The sequence below is a fragment of the Modestobacter sp. VKM Ac-2985 genome, assembly GCF_026967925.1.
Lineage (GTDB): Bacteria > Actinomycetota > Actinomycetes > Mycobacteriales > Geodermatophilaceae > Modestobacter.
This window is the reverse complement of the sequence record NZ_JAPVBI010000001.1, coordinates 758,416-774,843: the sequence shown is the minus strand read 5'-3', so window position 1 is coordinate 774,843 and position 16,428 is coordinate 758,416. Positions and strand designations below refer to the sequence as shown.

Here is a 16,428-nt window from a genome sequence, read left to right as displayed (position 1 = left end):
TGGAGACCGTGCGATGACCACCCCGATCACCGGGACCGTCGGTACGCCGACCACCACCGCGACCACCGCGACCGACCGCTCGGACCAGATGGGCAAGGACACCTTCCTCAAGCTGCTGGTCGCGCAGATGCGCTTCCAGGACCCGAGCAACCCGACCAGCAGCAGCGAGTTCATGGCCCAGACCGCGACCTTCACCCAGGTGGAGAAGCTCGAGGAGATCGCCAAGCAGAACGCCGAGCTGCTCACCCTCCAGCGCTCGCTCAGCGCCGGCGCGCTCGTCGGCAAGCACGTGGCCTACACCGCCGACGACGGCACCACCGTCACCGGCGCGGTCTCCTCGGTGATCGTGACCGGCGGGAGCGAGCCCCGGGCGGTGGTCGGCGAGAAGACGGTGCCGCTGGGCCGGATCACCGAGATCACCGTCCCCGAGGTCGCCACCCCCGCCACCACCACCACCCGCTGACCTGGCGTCCCCGCCTCCCCACACCGATCGCGAGGAGCTCCACCGTGCTTCGTTCCATGTTCTCGGCCATCTCCGGCCTGCGCGCCCACCAGACCAAGCTCGACGTCGCCGGCAACAACATCGCCAACGTCAACACCGTCGGCTTCAAGGCCAGCCAGACCGTCTTCGAGGACACCCTCAGCCAGGTGCTGCGCAACGGCTCCGCACCCAACGGCGACGTCGCCGGCACCAACCCGGCGCAGGTCGGGCTGGGCGTCAAGGTCGCCGGCATCACCACGAACTTCGGCCAGGGCTCCACCCAGAACACCGGCCGGGCCAGCGACTTCATGATCAGCGGCGACGGCTTCTTCATGACCAAGGTCGGCAACGAGCAGCTCTACACCCGGGCCGGCTCGTTCGACACCGACGGCGTCGGCAACCTGGTCACCCCGGACGGGGCGAAGCTGCAGGGCTGGATGGCCAACGCCCTGGGCGTCGTCGACCCGAACGGCCCGATCGAGGCCCTCCGCATCCCGACCGGCCAGGTGCTCGCCCCGGTCGCCACCACCGGTTCGGCGATCAGCGGCAACCTCTCCGCCGGGGCGCTGAGCACGGACACGGCCGTCACCTCGCAGATCCAGATGTACGACGACCTCGGCAACGCCCACGCGGTCAGCGTCACCATGTCCAAGATGGCCGCCCCGGCCACCAACCGGTGGTCGGTGAACCTGGTCGACACCACCACCGGGACGACGTTGACGCCGACGGCGGTGGAGCTGCAGTTCGCCGACGGCAGCGCCACCTATCCCGACCCGGCCAACCCCGGGCAGAACCTCCCCGCCGGCACGCTCGCCGACCCGGCGCCCCCCACCTTCACCATCGCGGCTCCCACCGGGGCCGTCGCGGCCTGGACCAAGCCCGTGGTCGTCGACCTGTCCTCGCTCACCCAGTTCGGCGGCAAGAGCGACGCCGCGGCCAAGACGACCGCCCAGAGCGGCTCGGCGATGGGCGTCCTGGAGGGCTACTCGCTGGCCAACGACGGCACGATCGTCGGCATCTACTCCAACGGGCTGCGGCAGAACATCGGCCAGCTCGCACTGGCCACCTTCACCAACCCCGGTGGGCTGGAGAAGGCCGGCAACAGCTCGTTCCGGGCCGGCGACAACTCCGGCAACCCGCTGGTCGGGCAGGCCGGCACCGGGGGCCGCGGCAGCCTGTCGGCCGGGGCGCTGGAGATGTCCAACGTCGACCTGGCCGAGGAGTTCACCGGGCTGATCGTCGCCCAGCGCGGCTTCCAGGCCAACAGCCGAGTGATCAGCACCTCCGACGAGATCCTCCAGGACCTGGTCCAGCTCAAGCGCTGATGAAGGACCCCCCTCCTCCCCACCACTCGCAAGCTCGCGGCGGGCCCCTGGAGGGGGGCCATCTGGCCCGGTCACCCCGTCGGGGGGGCCGGGCCGTTCAGCTCAAGCACCGCCCTCGACACGCCGATGACCTGACTGCGGCGCGATGAGGCCCGTTCGTGGCGACACCGCCACACCCGACCCCTGGAGCAGTCCCGTGATCCGTCTGACGCGCCTCAACGGCGAGCACTTCGTGCTCAACGTCGAGCTCATCCAGCGCGTGGAGGGCCACCCCGACACCGTCGTCACGCTCCGCGACGACACCAAGTACGTCGTCACCGAGACCGTCGACGAGGTGGTCCGTGCGGTCCGCGACTACCGGGCCAGCATCCAGGCGGTCGCCTTCCAGATGGACCGCGGCGAGTACCGGATGCCGACCGCACACACCGTGAAGGGCACCGAGGACTCCTCGGTCGTGCCGTTCCCGAGCCGAGAAGAGCGCTGAGCCATGGACCCCGCCACCCTGATCGGGTTCGTCGTCTCCATCATCGCCCTGGTCGTCTTCATGATCCTGGAGGGCGCCGACCCGACGTCGCTGATCTTCCTCCCGGCGATCGTCCTGGTCGTCGTCGCCACCTTCGGCGCGGCCATGGCCAGCCAGACGATGGACGACCTGAAGAAGATGCCCACCTGGTTCAAGATGGCCGTGCTGCCGGCCAAGGTGCCGCCGGCCACCGAGCAGATCCAGACCCTGGTCAGCCTCGCCGAGAAGGCCCGCAAGGAAGGGCTGCTCGCGCTGGAGGCGCAGGTCAAGGACATCGACGACCCGTTCCTGAAGCGCGGGCTGCAGATGAGCATCGACGGCACCGACCCCGAGGACCTGCGCAGCATCCTGGAGGGCGAGATCTCGGCCAAGAAGACCGAGGACAAGGTCGCCGCCAAGTTCATGAACAACATGGGCGGCTACGCGCCGACCATCGGCATCCTCGGCTGCATCGTCGGCCTGATGAACGTGATGGGCAGCCTGAGCAACCCCGAGGCGCTGGGCCCGATGGTCTCCGCGGCGTTCATCGCCACGCTGTGGGGCGTCATGGCGGCCAACTTCTGGTTCCTGCCGATGGGCGCGAAGATCCTGCGGGTCAGCGCGCTGCAGGCCGCGCAGATGGAGCTGCTCGTCGAGGGCATCGCGGAGATCCAGGCCGGCACCAGCCCGCGGACCGTGCGGGCCAAGCTGAGCTCCCTGGTGCCGCCCAGTGAGCAGCAGCGCGAGGCGGCATGAGCAAGGGCGGCGGGCACGGCGGCCACGGTGGGGGCCGCCGCAAGAAGCACGAGGAGCACGAGGAGCACGAGAACCACGAACGGTGGTTGGTGTCCGGCTTCGACATGATGACGCTGCTGTTCGTGCTCTTCGTGGTGCTCTACGCGATGAGCTCGATCGACGCCGCCAAGTTCACCGCCTTCGCCGCCGGCGCGCGGGAGGGCGGCGGCGCCCCGATCACCATCCTCAACGACGGCGCCGCCATCGACGCACCGACCGAGAACGACAGCCCGCTCATGCCCGTCCAGGTCGCCCAGGAGGCGGCCATCGACGGCACGGCCCAGACCGAGGCGGAGCAGGCGGCTGCGGTCGCCGCCGCCGAGGCCGAGGCCCGGGCCGTCGGCGCCGAGGCGCAGTCGGCCTACGACCAGCTCGCGGCAGCACGGGCCAAGATCGCCGCAGCACTGGCCGCGGCCGGTCAGTCCGGGGCCGCCCAGTTCATCATCGACGAGCGGGGACTGGTCGTGCGCGTCGTCTCCGACCCGGTGCTCTTCGCCCCGGAGTCCGCGGCCCTCCTGCCGCAGGGCGTCACCGTGCTGAACGCCATGGGGCCGGCGATCAACGACCTGCCCAACCTGGTCCGGGTCGAGGGCCACGCGAACTCCCTCCCGGTCACCCGCGGCGGGCCGTGGCCGTCGAACTGGGAGCTGTCCGCGGTCCGGGCCACCACCGTGCTGCGGCACCTGGTCGACGCCAACGGCATCGCGCAGGACCGGATGTCGGCAGTGGGCTACAGCTCCACCCGGCCGCTCGTGCCGGACACCGATCCCAGCTACGTGACCGTGAACCGGCGGGTGGACGTCGTCCTCCTGTCCGTCGCCTCCCCGGAGGCCAACGCACTGCTGCCCGGCATCGAGGCAGCCACCCAGACCACCGGCACGACCTCCGAGGGGAGCCAGGAATGAGCAGGAAGAAGAAGGAAGAGCCCGAGGACGTCGACGGCGCCAAGGGCGGCGGCAAGAAGAAGCTGCTGATCATGGGGCTGGTCGCCGTGCTGGCGCTCGGCGCGGCCGCCTACTTCTTCGTCTTCAGCGGCAGTGGCGAGGCCGAGGCCGAACCCGCGCCGGAGGCGGGCAGCGTCGTGCTGGCGGTGGAACCGGTGGCCATCAACCTGGCCGGCGGGAGCTACCTGAAGCTCGGCTTCACGCTGCAGTTCTCCCTCGCCTACGACGAGCACGCCGGCGGCGGCGGGCACGGCGGCGGCGCCACCCCCGATGGCTCGAAGGCGATGGACATCGCCATCTCCCAGTTCTCCGGGGCTCCCCTGTCCGATGTGCAGGCCAACCGGGAGGCGATGAAGGCCGCCTTCGAGGCGGCGGTCATCGAGGCCTACCACGGCGACGTCTACGAGCTCTGGTACACGGAGTACGTCACCCAGTAGAAGGACCCCCTTGCCCCCCAGCACTCGCACGCTCGTGCCGGGACCCTGCACGGGGGCCGTTCCACCACCTCACGGGTGTGCCCGGCCGACGCTCCTCCCCCACCGGGACACACCTGCACCAGCCGGCGCCGAGCACATCGGCGCCGGCTGGTGTCCGGCGGTCAGGGTCACCGCACCCCCCGCCGATGAGGACATGCGTGAGCCTGTCCGACACCGTGGCCGACGCCCCGAGCGCCGCCCCCCGGCACCCTGAGGGGCAGGGGCGCGCCCGCCGCCGGGAACCGCGCACCTACGACTTCCGTCGCCCGACGAAGCTGTCCCGCGAGCACGTCCGGATCCTGCAGATCACCCAGGAGTCCTTCGCCCGCCAGGCGACGACGACCCTGACGTCCCTGCTCCGCACCGGCGTCCGGGTCGAGCTGACCGGCATCGAGCAGTTCTCCTACGACGACTACATCGCCACCCTGCCGCCGTCGTACTTCACGGCGACGTTCACCCTCGAGCCGCTGGCCGGCAAGGGCGTGCTCGCCTGGCCGCTGGACTCCGCGATGGCGATGGTGGACCACATGCTCGGCGGCTCCGGCGCCGGCGACCAGCCGAACCGGCCGATGACCGGCATGGAGAGCGCCATCACCGGGCACCTGCTGGGCCGGCTGCTCGACGAGCTCGGCCAGGCCTTCGCGCCGGTCACCGCACTGACGCCGACGCTGGACACTGTCGAGTACAACCCGCAGCTCGCCCAGGCCGCCTCCGGTTCCGAGACGGTCATGGTCGCGACCTACAGCATGCGGATCGGCGCCCGGGAGCCCGAGGTCACGCTCGTGCTGCCCTTCTCCTCCTTCGCCGGCCCGCTGAACAACGCCGCCTCCCCGCAGCTGTCGGACACCGCCAAGCACAAGCGGCAGCGCGCGCTCGAGGCGATCACCGAGCGGCTCAACGACGTCCCCGTCGACGTGAGCGTGCGGTTCAACCCGCTGGAGGTGCCCTCCGGTGACCTGCTGAGCCTGGCCGTCGGCGACGTGCTGCTGCTGCGCCACGCGCAGGACAGCCCGCTGCAGGTCACCACGAACGACGTGACGTTCGCCCACGCCCTCCCCAGCAACCACCGGCGCCGCCTGGCGGCCGAGATCGTCCCCGACACCGCGACCGGCGGAAAGGACCCCGCATGACCACCGCCTTCGGCACCGACCGCTCGTCGGACTCCGACACCATCGCCGCAGCCGTCGCTGCCGCGGCCCAGGCCGCAGCAGCCGCCATGCCCGCCGAGCTCGTCCTCCGGGCCGGGGAGACGGTGGCCGACCCCGAGTCGGTCCCGCTCCCCCCGGTCCCCGGCGCGGCCGTCACCGCCGCGCTGGGCGGCGAGGTCAGCGGCGACATCGTGCTCGTGCTCTCCGAGGAGATCGTCAGCGCGCTGACCAACTCCCCGGTCGGCCCGATGGACGTCGCCACCGCGCTGCGCCCTGCGCTCGAGGCCGCCGCCGGCGCCCTCGGCCGCGTGCGGGTGGCGGCCGAGCGGGTGGAGGACGTCGTCGCGGCGCTGGACGGGCTGCGGGACAAGGGCGTCTTCCTCGCCGTGCCGCTGATCAACGGCACCGAGATCGCCGCCACCCTGGCCCTGCAGGTCACCCTGCCCCGCCCGCGGGAGCGGCGCGGCAGCCTGGACCTGCTCCGCAACGTGGCCATGGAGGTCACCGTCGAGATCGGCCGGACCCGGATGACGGTGTCCGAGCTGCTCTCCCTCCACCCCGGCGAGGTCATCGAACTCGACCGCGCCGCGGGCGCCCCGGCCGACCTGCTGGTCAACGGCACCTTGATCGCCCGCGGCGAGATCGTCGTCGTCGACGAGGACTTCGGCCTGCGGATCAGCGAGATCGTGACCGAGGCCGGCGAGTACGGAGCTCCGCCGGCATGAGCTGGATGATCGTCCGCCTGGTGCTGTCGCTGGCGTTCGTGGCCGCCGTGCTGCTCTTCGCGAGCAAGGTGGCGAAGAAGCGCGGGCTCGGCGGCGCCACCGGCGTCATCGAGGTCGTCGCCCGCCAGCGGATGGGCCGGGCCAGCAGCGTCTCGGTGCTGCGGGTCGCCGGCCGGGTGCTGGTGGTCGGCTCGACCGAGGAGCAGGTCACCCTGCTGGCCGAGCTGGAGGACGACGAGCTGCAGGCCGCCCTGGCCACCCAGGTCCGCCCCGGGGCCACCGGCGAGAACGGCGCGACCACCGAGCTGCCCGCCGCGCGGGTGCCGGTGCCGCGCGCGAGCAGCGGCGCCCTGGCCGGCTCGGTGCTGGACCGCAGCACGTGGACGTCGGCCGTGCACGAGCTGCGCGAGCGGACGGTGCGCCGCTGATGGCCGCCGTCCCCGTCCGGCTGCCCGCGATGCAAGCGCGCCGCGCCGCCTGGCTGGTGCCGTTGCTGCTGCTGGGCACGGTCGTCGTGCTGCTCCTGCTGGCCGGCCCGGCCTCGGCCGCGCCCACCGCGCCGACCCCGCCGTCCGAGCCGGTCGCCCCCGTGGTGGACGACTCCGGCCTGGACATCTCCATCGGCGGGGACAGCCCGAGCACCGCGGTCACGCTGATCCTGGCGATCACCGTGCTGTCGATCGCCCCCTCGGCCCTGCTGCTGGTGACCTCGTTCACCAAGATCCTCGTCGTGCTGGCGCTGACCCGGAACGCGCTGGGCCTGCCCACCTCACCGCCGAACCAGGTGCTCACCGGGATCGCGCTGTTCCTGACCATCTTCGTGATGGGCCCGGTGCTCAGCGAGGTCAACGAGATCGCCGTCCAGCCCTACCTCGACGGCACGATCACCGCCTCGGCGGCCTACGACTCCGGCGTCGAGCCGCTGAAGACCTTCCTGCTGGCCAACACGCGGGAGGACGAGCTCAAGCTGATGGTCGGGCTGTCCCGGGAGGAGGCACCGGCGGACGCGGCGTCGGTGAGCATGCTGACGCTGGTCCCGGCCTTCGTGCTCTCGGAGCTCAAGAGCGCCTTCATCATCGGCCTGGTCGTCTTCATCCCGTTCCTGGTGCTGGACATGCTGGTCAGCGCCGCGCTGATGGCGATGGGCATGATGATGGTGCCGCCGACCATCGTGTCGCTGCCCTTCAAGCTGATGCTGTTCGTGATCGTCGACGGCTGGGCGCTCGTCACCACCGCGTTGGTGGGGTCCTACGGATGAGCGACGCCGACGTCACCGAGATCGCCACCCAGACGATGATCGTCGCGGCGAAGGTGTCCGCCCCGATCCTGCTGACCGCCCTGCTGGTCGGCTTCATGATCTCGCTGTTCCAGGCGGCCACCCAGATCCAGGAACCGACCCTGTCCTTCGTGCCGAAGATGATCGCGGTGGCGATCGCGCTGCTCGTGACCGGCAACTGGGTGCTCTCGGAGCTGGTCTCCTTCACCGATCAGCTGTTCGAGTCACTGCCGCGGCTGCTCGGCAGGACCTGAGGCCGCAGTGGACCTCGAGGTCCCCTCCGCGACCCTCGCGGCGCTGCTGCTGGCCAGCACGCGGGCCGCCGGGTTCATCGCCCTGGCCCCGCCGTTCAACTCCAACGGCATCCCGCGGGTGGTCAAGGGCGCGCTCGCCCTGTGCATCGCCCTGGTCACCTTCCCGCACATCTCGGGCACCCTGCCGGAGGTGACGGCCGGGTTCCTGGTCGCGGGCGCCGTCACCGAGGCGGTCATCGGTGCGGCGCTGGGCTTCGTCGTCCAGCTGCTGTTCAGCGCCGTCCAGCTGGCCGGCGACCTGATCGACGTGACCGGCGGCTTCTCCCTGCAACCGGCCTACGACCCGATGTCGCTGACCACGCAGGGGGTGATCGGCAGGCTGCACTACCTGCTCGCCATCACCCTGCTGTTCACCAGCAACGGGCACCTGCTGCTGGTGCGGGGGTTCGTCACCTCCTACGAGGGGCTCCCCGTCGGCGGCTCGGTGCCCACCGACCAGCTGGGCTCGGTGCTGATCACCGCGTTCTCGATGATGTTCCTGGCCGCGCTGCAGATCGCCGGTCCGCTGGTGGCGGTGCTGCTGCTCGCCGACGTCGCCCTGGCGCTGCTGTCCAAGGCCGCGCCGGCGCTGAACATCTTCGCCTTCGGCTTCCCCGTCAAGATCATGATCACCCTGACCCTGCTGGGGCTGACCTTCCCGCTGCTGCCGCCGGCGCTCGACGGGCTCCTGGACGCAGCGCTCGACGCGATGACCTCGCTGCGCAGCGGCTGACGTGGCAGGGGGTGACTGATGGCCAAGGACGGTCCCGGCGGTGAGAAGACAGAGGAACCGACACCGAAGAAGCTGAAGGACGCCCGCAAGGAAGGGCAGATCCCGCGCACCCAGGAACTGGGCACCTGGCTGGGCGCGGCTGCGGCGAGCGTGCTGCTGCCCATGCTCGTGAGCGGGGCCTTCGGCTCGATCCAGGAGCTGTTCGTGCAGGTCGGCGTGGTCGCGAACGACCCCCAGCTGGCCACGGTGAACGCGTTGTTCGGCACCGCGCTGAGCGTCTTCATGGTCGCCCTGCTGCCGATGGCCCTGGCGATGATGGTGATCGGCACCGTCGCCTCGGCGGCCCAGGGCGGGGTCACCCTCGCCACGAAGGCGATGAAGCCGACGCTGAAGAAGCTGAACCCGTTCCCGGGGATCAAGCGGATGTTCGGCAGCCAGGGCCTCTGGGAGGCGACCAAGGCGATCATCAAGACCGTCGCGCTGGCCGTCGTCATCGGCGTGACGTCCGATCGCGCCATGAACCTGGTCTCCGCCGCCGGGGCGTTGCCGCTGTCCGAGATCGTGCACACCTTCACCGACTCCGCGGTGCTGATGTTCCGGGTCGTGGGCATCACCGGCCTGGCCATCGCGGTCGCCGACTACGTCGTCGTGCGACACAAGATGCGGAAGCAGCTCAAGATGAGCGTCTACGAGATCAAGCAGGAGCACAAACAGGCCGAGGGCGACCCGTACATGAAGGCCCAGCGGCGCTCGACCCAGCTGTCGATGTCCCGCAACCGGATGATGGCCGAGGTCGCCGACGCCGACGTGCTGCTGGTGAACCCCACCCACGTCGCCGTCGCGCTCAAGTACGACCCGCTGAAGGGCGCGCCCCGGGTGGTCGCCAAGGGCGCCGACGAGATGGCCACCCGGCTGCGCGCCCGGGCCGAGGAGTGCAAGGTGCCGATGGTCCAGGACATCCCGCTGGCCCGGGCGCTGCACGCCTCCTGCGACCTGGGCCAGGAGGTGCCGGCCCAGCTGTTCACCGCCGTCGCCCGGGTGCTCGCCTTCGTGATGCACCTGTCCGCGCGCGGCGTGCGTGGCGGGGTGCACCGCCCCGGCTTCGAGGCACCGGTCACCGAGGGCCTCCCGCGCGCCGGCCGGCGCCGCTGACCGAGGGTCCCGCCCACGTCGGGTCGCCGCCGGGCTGAGGTCCGCGGCGCGGTTGTGACGCACGGTGCAGCGACCGGCGGCGCGGTACGGAGCCCTCCCCGGACTGCCGAGAAGGGCGGTGGAGCGCGCACCGGCGCACTCCTCCGCTGCCGGAGCGGCACCGCACAGGATCGAGGTCTCGTGGGAAAGCTGACGAAGGCCGCCGTCCCCATCGGGGTCGTCTCCATCGTCCTGATGCTCGTCGTGCCGCTGCCGGCGCCCGTGCTGGACGTGCTGCTGGCGCTGAACATCGTCGGGTCGCTGCTGATCCTGCTGGTGTCGATGAACATCAAGCGGCCGCTGGACTTCGCGATCTTCCCGTCACTGGTGCTGATCGCGACGCTGATGCGCCTGGCGCTCAACGTCTCCTCTACCCGGCTCGTGCTCACCGACGGCTACGCCGGCAAGGTCATCGAGGCCTTCGGGCACTTCGTCATCGGCGGCTCGCTGATCGTCGGCCTGGTGATCTTCGTGATCCTCACGATCATCCAGTTCGTCGTCATCACCAACGGTGCCGGCCGGGTCGCCGAGGTCGGCGCCCGCTTCACCCTGGACGCGATGCCCGGCAAGCAGATGGCCATCGACGCCGACCTGAACGCCGGCCTGATCAACGAGAAGCAGGCCCGCAAGCGGCGCATGGAGGTCACCTCCGAGGCCGACTTCTACGGCTCGATGGACGGCGCCAGCAAGTTCGTCAAGGGCGACGCCATCGCCGCCATCATCGTCACCCTGATCAACCTCATCGGTGGCTTCGCCATCGGCATGATGCAGAAGGGCATGGCCCCCGGAGAGGCCATCTCCACCTACTCGCTGCTGAGCGTCGGCGACGGACTGGTCTCCCAGATCCCCGCCCTGCTGATCTCCACCGCCACCGGCCTGATCGTCACCCGCTCGGCGTCCCAGGGCGACATGGGCTCGGACCTGATCAGCCAGCTGTCCCGCAACAAGCAGCCGGTGCGCATCGCCGGCCTGGGCGCCCTGGCCCTGTGCCTGATCCCCGGCCTGCCCAAGCTGCCGTTCCTGATCATCGGTGGCCTGTTCCTGTTCATCTCCACCCGGCTCACCGACCAGGTCGATGAGGACGACGACGAGAGCACCCCCGGGGACGCCGTCGCCGCGGAGCCGCAGCCGGACTCCCCCGAGGCCATCGCCGACCGGATGCGGGTGGACCCCCTCGAGCTCGAGGTCGCCTTCGACCTGGTCGAACTGGTGGACACCGCCCGCGGCGGGGACCTGCTCGACCGCGTCAAGGCGCTGCGCCGCAAGGTCGCCATGGAGACCGGCCTGGTCATCCCGCTGGTCCGCACCCGGGACAACCTGGACCTGCCCGCCTCGCAGTACGTCATCTGGCTCAACGGCGTCCCTGCCGCCAAGGGCACGTCCCCGGCCGGCACCGTCCTCGCCATCGGTGACCACCTCGACGGGCTGCCCGGCAAGGCGACCCGGGAGCCGGTCTTCGGGCTGGCCGCCAAGTGGGTGCCCGCCGAGCTGCAGCGGCAGGCCGAGATGGCCGGCGCCACGGTCGTCGACCGCTCCTCGGTCATCACCACCCACCTGGCCGAGGTCGTCCGGCAGAACGCCTCGGCGCTGCTCGGCCGGGAGGACGTCAAGGTGCTGGTCGAGATGATCCGCCGCTCGCACCCGGCCGTCGCCGACGAGCTCACCCCGGCGCTGCTCAGCCTCGGCGAGGTGCAGCGCGTGCTGCAGGCCCTGCTGGACGAGGGGGTGTCGATCCGCGACCTGGTGCGCATCTTCGAGGCCCTGTCCCTGCGGGCCAAGGTCTCCACCGACCTCGACGGCCTGGTCGAGGCGGCCCGGACGGCCCTCGGCGCGGCCATCAGCCACCCGTACGTGACCGAGGAGGAGCGACTGCACGTCATCACCCTCGAGCCGTCGTTCGAGCAGCGTCTCCTGGAGGCCGTGCGTCCGACCGAGGGCGGCCAGGTCCTCGCCCTGGACGGGCACACCGTCGACGTCCTGGTCCGTGGCTGCACCGAGCTCCTCGACGAGGCGGAGCGGATGAACCTCTCCCCCGTGCTCGTCTGCTCGCCGCAGGTGCGAGCCGCCCTGTCCCGCCTGATCCGTCAGGTCCTGCCCCGCCTGTCGGTCATCTCGTACAACGAGGTGTCCCGCACGGCACAGATCGAGTCCTTGGGAGTGGTGAGCGGTGCCGTCGCGATCCGTTGAGGCAGCCACGCGTGACGAGGCCGTCGCGGCCGCACGCGCAGAGTTCGGGGCCTCGGCCCGGGTGGTCGGGGTCCGCCGCATCCGCTCCGGCGGCATGTTCGGCTTCTTCACCAACGAACGGTTCATCGCCGAGGTCGAGGTGCCCGCGGCCGGGGCGACCCCCGGGCCGAGCACCGGTTCCTCGACCGTGCTGAAGGACCCCGCCACGCCTGCGCGGCCGACCGCCGCTGCCGGGCCGTCGATGGACGACCGGATGAAGGAGCTCGCCGACCTGCTGGGTGCGGCCGCGCAGGGCAGCCCGGACGTGGACCTCTACGGCCGGTCCGGCTCGGTGCGGACCCCGGCCGGCACGCCCGCAGCCGCCGCGCCGGCCGGGCGCACCGCTGCCGGGCGCGCGACCGGTCCCGCCGACGGCGCCCGGTCCGCAGCGCGACCGGCACGGGCAGCCGCGGCTGCGGCCGCCCCGGTGGCGGCCAAGCCGTTCACCCCCGCCAAGCACACCCTGATGCTCTCGGCGGAGGACCTCGTGCCGACGCCGGCGCCCGCACCGGTCGCCGACGAGCCGTCGGGGCCCTCCCCCTTCGCCGCAGCGCTGACCCGGATGGTCGCCTCCAGCCCGGTGCAGGCGGCAGCCGACGCCGCGGTCGAAGACGCCGCTGTGGCGGCCGCTGCCGAGCTGGCCGCGGCCGAGGCAGCCGCTGCCCAGACGGCTGCGGTCGAGGCCGCGGCCGCGGAGGCCACCCGGCTGGCCACCGCGCGCATCGAGGCGGCTGCCGCCGGGGCCGCCCGGGTGCAGGCCGAGGCAGCACGGGCCGAGGCAGCACGGATCGAGGCGGCTCGCCTCCAGGCCGAGGCCGAAGCAGCCGCCGACGCAGCCCGCCTCCAGGCCGAGGCAGCTCGCCTCCAGGCCGTGACCGAAGCAGCCGCAGACGCAGCCCGCCTCCAGGCCGAGACCGAAGCAGCCGCAGACGCAGCCCGCCTCCAGGCCGAGACCGAAGCAGCCGCCGAAGCAGCCCGCCACCAGGCCGAGACCGAAGCAGCCGCCGAAGCAGCCCGCCACCAGGCCGAGACCGAAGCAGCCGCCGAAGCAGCCCGCCACCAGGCCGAGACCGCAGCAGCCGCCGAGGCAGCCCGCCACCAGGCCGAGGCCGAAGCAGCCGCCGAGGCAGCCCGCCACCAGGCCGAGGCCGAGGCCGCCGCGGCTGAGGCAGTGCGCGTCGAAGCAGCCCGGATCGAAGCAGCCCGCACCCGGGCAGAGGCCGCTCGGGTCCAGGCCGAGGCCGCCGAGGCCGCCCGGATCGAAGCCGCACGAATCGAGGCCACCCGCCTCGAGACGGCGGCCCCGGCCCTCTCGATGGTCGAGTCCGTGCGGAGTGCGGACGAGGAGCTGGCCGACCTGCTCGAGGAGGTCCTGGCCGCCAACGGCTCCGGCCGCGGCCGGCACCGCTCCCCCGAGGCGGGTGCCGAGCGGACCGCCGCAGAGGCCGACCAGGACGGGGACGCGGCCGTCGCGGCTGCCTCGGCGATCATCGAGTCCGCGGCCGCCCGCGCGTGGCCCGCCCCGGCGCTCGCCGAGGACCGGGTGCGCGACGTCCCGCAGCCGTGGGCCTACCAGACCACCGGCGCCGAGCCCAACGCCTACGACACCAGCGCCTACCGGACCGACGCGCACGCCGGCTACGCCAGCGAGGACCGGATCGCCCAGCGGGCGGCGCAGTTCGCCGCCGCCCAGAACCTGGTCGTGGACGCCGTCGTCGTCGACGAGTCCCCGGCCGAGGAGATCCGCTTCATGGAGTCACCGTCGATCGACCAGCGCGAGCGGTTCGCCGTCCCGGTGGCCCTCTCCCCGGTCATGTCCCCGGTCGTGTCCCCGGCGATGGCCCCCGCGATGGCCCCGGAGATGGCGCGGACCGCGAGCGACCCGGCTCCGTTGCCGCTGGACGCCACCACCGTCCTGCCGCCGCTGTCGCTGATGCCGCCGCAGCACTTCGGCGGTTCGCAGCCGCTGCTGGCCTCCCGTCCCGGTGTCCCGCCGGTCCGCCGGTCGCGCCCGCCGGTGCCGGCGAGCACCCGACCCGCACTGTCCGGCCGCCCGCAGGCCCCGACCCGCCCGACGGCCCTCCCCGTGGCACCCCGGCCGGCTGCCCCTGCGCTGCCGGCCGCCGACGAGCCCGGCGGCCGCCTGGCGACCGTGACCCGGCTGGTCCCCGCACCGTCGTCCACGGCGCTCGTCCCCTACCCGATGAGCGGGCCCGAGGAGCTGGTCATCCGGCTGCTCACCCTCGGGCTGCCCGACTCCCTGCTGGGGCCGGACTTCACCAGCGACGCGGCCGCCCGCGGGGTCTACGCCGCGCTGACCCGCACCCTGTCCGAGCGCCTCCCCTCGGCTCCGCCGGCGCCGACGGAGCCCGGCGACGTGCTGATGCTCGTCGGCCCCGGCGCCGAGACGTTCGCCGCCGCCCGGTCACTGGCCTCCTCGCTGCGGCTGGAGCCCGAGGCCGTCCTGTGGGCCGCCTCCGGTGCGCTGGCCGGCCTGGCCCCGGAGGCCAGCCGGATCACCTCGGTGGAGACCGCCCTGGCACGCCGCCGGACGAGCGCGACGACCGGCGCGGTCACGGTCGTCGCCGTGGACGCCCCGCTGCGCACGTCCGGTGGGCCGTGGATGGAGCACATGCTCTCCGTCTGGTCGCCGACGGCGGTGTGGGCGGTCATGGAGGCCACCCGCAAGCCCGAGGACCTCGTGCCGTGGCTGGACGGCCTGCCCCGCCTGGACGCCGTCGTCGTCGAGGACACCGACTCGACCGCTGACCCGGCCGCCGTGCTGGACCACGTCCCGGTGCCCGTGGCCATGGTCGACGGCACCCGGGCCACCGCGCACCGCTGGGCCTCGCTGCTGTGTGAGCGGCTGGAGGAGATGGAGGCGTGATCAGCCCGTTCCGCAGGGACGTCGTGGTGACCGGCTTCGTGCTGGCCATCCCGGTGTTCCTGCTGGGACTGCGCGGTGACTTCTCCCTCGACGACGTCACCGTCCGCCTGCTGTGGTGCCTGGGCGCGGCCTGGGTCGCGGTCGGCCTGCTCCGCTGGGCCACCACCCCACCGCCCCCGACCCGACCGAGCCGCACGGCACCGGAAGACCAGCCCGCCACCCCGACCTGACCGGGCCACACCGCCGCCGCTCTGCACGCGTTTCGTGCACTTTGCTCGTGCCGCAGCGCGAGCAGACCGTGCAGAACGCGTGCAGAGCTGCGCACCGTCCACAGCGGTGGGCCGCGTCCCCAGATCGTCGAGAGGCGGGCATCGGGGCGTCGCCACCCAGCACGGTGTGGTCATGGAACCGGCCGACCCGCTCCCCCGCCTCGTCCTGCGACCACAGGCCCTCGCCGCCGGGCTCGTCGACGACGAGATCAGGCGGCGGCGCCGCCGAGGCCAGTGGTCCACCTTGCAGCGCGGCGCCTACCTGGTGGCCCCGACCGCGCTGCCCCAACGTGCCAGGCACCTGCTGGCGGTCCGGGCCACCCTCGCCGGCCTGCGCCAGCCGGCCGTCGTCAGCCACGGATCTGCAGCGGCGCTGCACGGTCTGCCGCTGTGGGGGCTGGCGTTGCGACAGGTGCACGTCACCCGCCGGCCTCCAGCACGCAGCGCGGACGAGAACCGGCTGAGGTCGCACGTCGCCCGGCTCGGCGAGGACGACGTCGTGCTGCACGGCGGGATCGCGGTCACCAGCGTCGCGCGGACGGTCGTCGACGTGGCCCGCACCGTCCCGTTCGCAGCGGCGCTCGTGGTCGCCGATGCGGCGCTGGCGCAACGGATGACCACGCCCGCCGAACTGATGACAGTGCTGCACGCCTGTGCCGGGACACCGGGCACCCGATCCGCGCGTCGGGTCCTGCTCGCCGCCGACGCCCGGTCCGAGAGCGTGGGCGAGAGCCGCTCACGAGCGTTGATGATCGACGCCGGACTGCCTCTCCCCGACCTCCAGGTCGATGTGCGACGGCCCGACGGGCGGCTGGTCGGACGCACCGACTTCGGTTGGCAGCACGAGCGACTGCTCGGTGAGTTCGACGGGCGGGTCAAGTACGGGCGACTGCTCCGGCCCGGGCAGGACGCCGGGGACGCCGTGTTCGAGGAGAAGCGACGGGAGGACGCTCTCCGAGACGAGGGTTGGACCGTCGTGCGCTGGGTGTGGGACGACCTGGCCACACCCGATGCCCTGGTGTCCAGGTGGCTCCGCGCCCTGACCCGCGCCACCCGCTGAACCCCGCATTGCACGCGTTGTGGTCACGATGCACGTGCTGCAGCACGTGCGATCCAGACGAACGGCGTGCAATGCGGGGCCAACCCGGGCAGGCCCG

Annotated in this window: 17 protein-coding genes; all 17 read left to right on the top strand. The window is 72.4% G+C overall.

All coding sequences use genetic code 11. The features are described 5' to 3' along the window. Nucleotides 1-13: 13 nt before the first annotated feature. The 17 genes from O2V61_RS03555 to O2V61_RS03475 all read left to right on the top strand — a co-directional run bounded on the left by O2V61_RS03555 (nt 14) and on the right by O2V61_RS03475 (nt 16,331). Nucleotides 14-463 (top strand): flagellar hook capping FlgD N-terminal domain-containing protein, encoded by a 450-nt coding sequence (locus O2V61_RS03555; protein ID WP_269181952.1) that lies wholly within the window; start codon nt 14-16, stop codon nt 461-463. A gap of 44 nt (nt 464-507) precedes the next feature. Next, complete coding sequence (locus O2V61_RS03550) at nt 508-1,806, top strand: flagellar hook protein FlgE (protein WP_269181951.1); 1,299 nt, start codon at nt 508-510, stop codon at nt 1,804-1,806. A gap of 196 nt (nt 1,807-2,002) precedes the next feature. After that, nucleotides 2,003-2,290: a flagellar FlbD family protein gene (locus O2V61_RS03545; RefSeq protein WP_269160005.1), complete on the top strand. Its 288-nt coding sequence runs from the start codon at nt 2,003-2,005 to the stop codon at nt 2,288-2,290. Between the two features lie 3 nt (nt 2,291-2,293). Next, nucleotides 2,294-3,064 (top strand): motility protein A, encoded by a 771-nt coding sequence (locus tag O2V61_RS03540; RefSeq protein WP_269160004.1) that lies wholly within the window; start codon nt 2,294-2,296, stop codon nt 3,062-3,064. Beyond that, nucleotides 3,061-4,008 (top strand): OmpA/MotB family protein, encoded by a 948-nt coding sequence (locus O2V61_RS03535; RefSeq protein ID WP_269181950.1) that lies wholly within the window; start codon nt 3,061-3,063, stop codon nt 4,006-4,008. Before O2V61_RS03540 ends, O2V61_RS03535 begins: the two co-directional genes overlap by 4 nt. Then, nucleotides 4,005-4,484, top strand: coding sequence for a flagellar basal body-associated FliL family protein (locus tag O2V61_RS03530; protein ID WP_269181949.1), 480 nt, complete (start codon nt 4,005-4,007; stop codon nt 4,482-4,484). Before O2V61_RS03535 ends, O2V61_RS03530 begins: the two co-directional genes overlap by 4 nt. A gap of 197 nt (nt 4,485-4,681) precedes the next feature. After that, nucleotides 4,682-5,653 (top strand): flagellar motor switch protein FliM, encoded by a 972-nt coding sequence (locus O2V61_RS03525; RefSeq protein WP_269181948.1) that lies wholly within the window; start codon nt 4,682-4,684, stop codon nt 5,651-5,653. Next, on the top strand, nt 5,650-6,396 hold the full coding sequence (gene fliN / locus O2V61_RS03520) for a flagellar motor switch protein FliN (protein WP_269181947.1): 747 nt from the start codon (nt 5,650-5,652) through the stop codon (nt 6,394-6,396). The genes O2V61_RS03525 and fliN overlap by 4 nt, the downstream gene beginning before the upstream one ends. Continuing rightward, nucleotides 6,393-6,824 carry a FliO/MopB family protein gene (locus tag O2V61_RS03515; RefSeq protein WP_269181946.1) on the top strand — a complete coding sequence of 144 codons (432 nt, stop codon included), beginning with the start codon at nt 6,393-6,395 and terminating at the stop codon, nt 6,822-6,824. Before fliN ends, O2V61_RS03515 begins: the two co-directional genes overlap by 4 nt. Continuing rightward, nucleotides 6,824-7,654, top strand: a complete 831-nt coding sequence (gene fliP, locus O2V61_RS03510) for a flagellar type III secretion system pore protein FliP (RefSeq protein ID WP_269181945.1) — start codon at nt 6,824-6,826, stop codon at nt 7,652-7,654. Before O2V61_RS03515 ends, fliP begins: the two co-directional genes overlap by 1 nt. Next, nucleotides 7,651-7,926: a flagellar biosynthesis protein FliQ gene (gene fliQ, locus O2V61_RS03505; RefSeq protein WP_036336255.1), complete on the top strand. Its 276-nt coding sequence runs from the start codon at nt 7,651-7,653 to the stop codon at nt 7,924-7,926. The genes fliP and fliQ overlap by 4 nt, the downstream gene beginning before the upstream one ends. Before the next feature lie 7 nt (nt 7,927-7,933). Then, entirely contained in the window at nt 7,934-8,698 is a 765-nt protein-coding gene (gene fliR, locus O2V61_RS03500) for a flagellar biosynthetic protein FliR (protein WP_269181944.1), read from the top strand. Nucleotides 8,699-8,716: 18 nt separating this feature from the next. Beyond that, nucleotides 8,717-9,850, top strand: coding sequence for an EscU/YscU/HrcU family type III secretion system export apparatus switch protein (locus tag O2V61_RS03495; protein ID WP_269181943.1), 1,134 nt, complete (start codon nt 8,717-8,719; stop codon nt 9,848-9,850). A 180-nt stretch (nt 9,851-10,030) separates the two neighbouring features. Further along, nucleotides 10,031-12,076 carry a flagellar biosynthesis protein FlhA gene (gene flhA, locus O2V61_RS03490; RefSeq protein WP_269181942.1) on the top strand — a complete coding sequence of 682 codons (2,046 nt, stop codon included), beginning with the start codon at nt 10,031-10,033 and terminating at the stop codon, nt 12,074-12,076. 94 nt (nt 12,077-12,170) lie between these two features. After that, on the top strand, nt 12,171-15,002 hold the full coding sequence (locus O2V61_RS03485; RefSeq protein WP_269181941.1) for a hypothetical protein: 2,832 nt from the start codon (nt 12,171-12,173) through the stop codon (nt 15,000-15,002). Continuing rightward, a complete protein-coding gene (locus O2V61_RS03480; RefSeq protein WP_269181940.1) occupies nt 14,999-15,232 on the top strand; it encodes a hypothetical protein in 234 nt (77 codons plus the stop codon). Before O2V61_RS03485 ends, O2V61_RS03480 begins: the two co-directional genes overlap by 4 nt. A gap of 172 nt (nt 15,233-15,404) precedes the next feature. Further along, on the top strand, nt 15,405-16,331 hold the full coding sequence (locus O2V61_RS03475) for a hypothetical protein (protein WP_269181939.1): 927 nt from the start codon (nt 15,405-15,407) through the stop codon (nt 16,329-16,331). The last annotated feature ends 97 nt before the right edge of the window (nt 16,332-16,428 follow it).

Coding starts and splice junctions, on each gene's coding strand:
- O2V61_RS03555 (WP_269181952.1), top strand. CDS start 14: ATGACCACCCCGATCACCGGGACCGTCGGTACGCCGACCACCACCGCG.
- O2V61_RS03540 (WP_269160004.1), top strand. CDS start 2,294: ATGGACCCCGCCACCCTGATCGGGTTCGTCGTCTCCATCATCGCCCTG.
- O2V61_RS03535 (WP_269181950.1), top strand. CDS start 3,061: ATGAGCAAGGGCGGCGGGCACGGCGGCCACGGTGGGGGCCGCCGCAAG.
- O2V61_RS03530 (WP_269181949.1), top strand. CDS start 4,005: ATGAGCAGGAAGAAGAAGGAAGAGCCCGAGGACGTCGACGGCGCCAAG.
- fliN (WP_269181947.1), top strand. CDS start 5,650: ATGACCACCGCCTTCGGCACCGACCGCTCGTCGGACTCCGACACCATC.
- O2V61_RS03515 (WP_269181946.1), top strand. CDS start 6,393: ATGAGCTGGATGATCGTCCGCCTGGTGCTGTCGCTGGCGTTCGTGGCC.
- fliP (WP_269181945.1), top strand. CDS start 6,824: ATGGCCGCCGTCCCCGTCCGGCTGCCCGCGATGCAAGCGCGCCGCGCC.
- fliQ (WP_036336255.1), top strand. CDS start 7,651: ATGAGCGACGCCGACGTCACCGAGATCGCCACCCAGACGATGATCGTC.
- O2V61_RS03495 (WP_269181943.1), top strand. CDS start 8,717: ATGGCCAAGGACGGTCCCGGCGGTGAGAAGACAGAGGAACCGACACCG.
- O2V61_RS03485 (WP_269181941.1), top strand. CDS start 12,171: ATGTTCGGCTTCTTCACCAACGAACGGTTCATCGCCGAGGTCGAGGTG.
- O2V61_RS03475 (WP_269181939.1), top strand. CDS start 15,405: ATGGAACCGGCCGACCCGCTCCCCCGCCTCGTCCTGCGACCACAGGCC.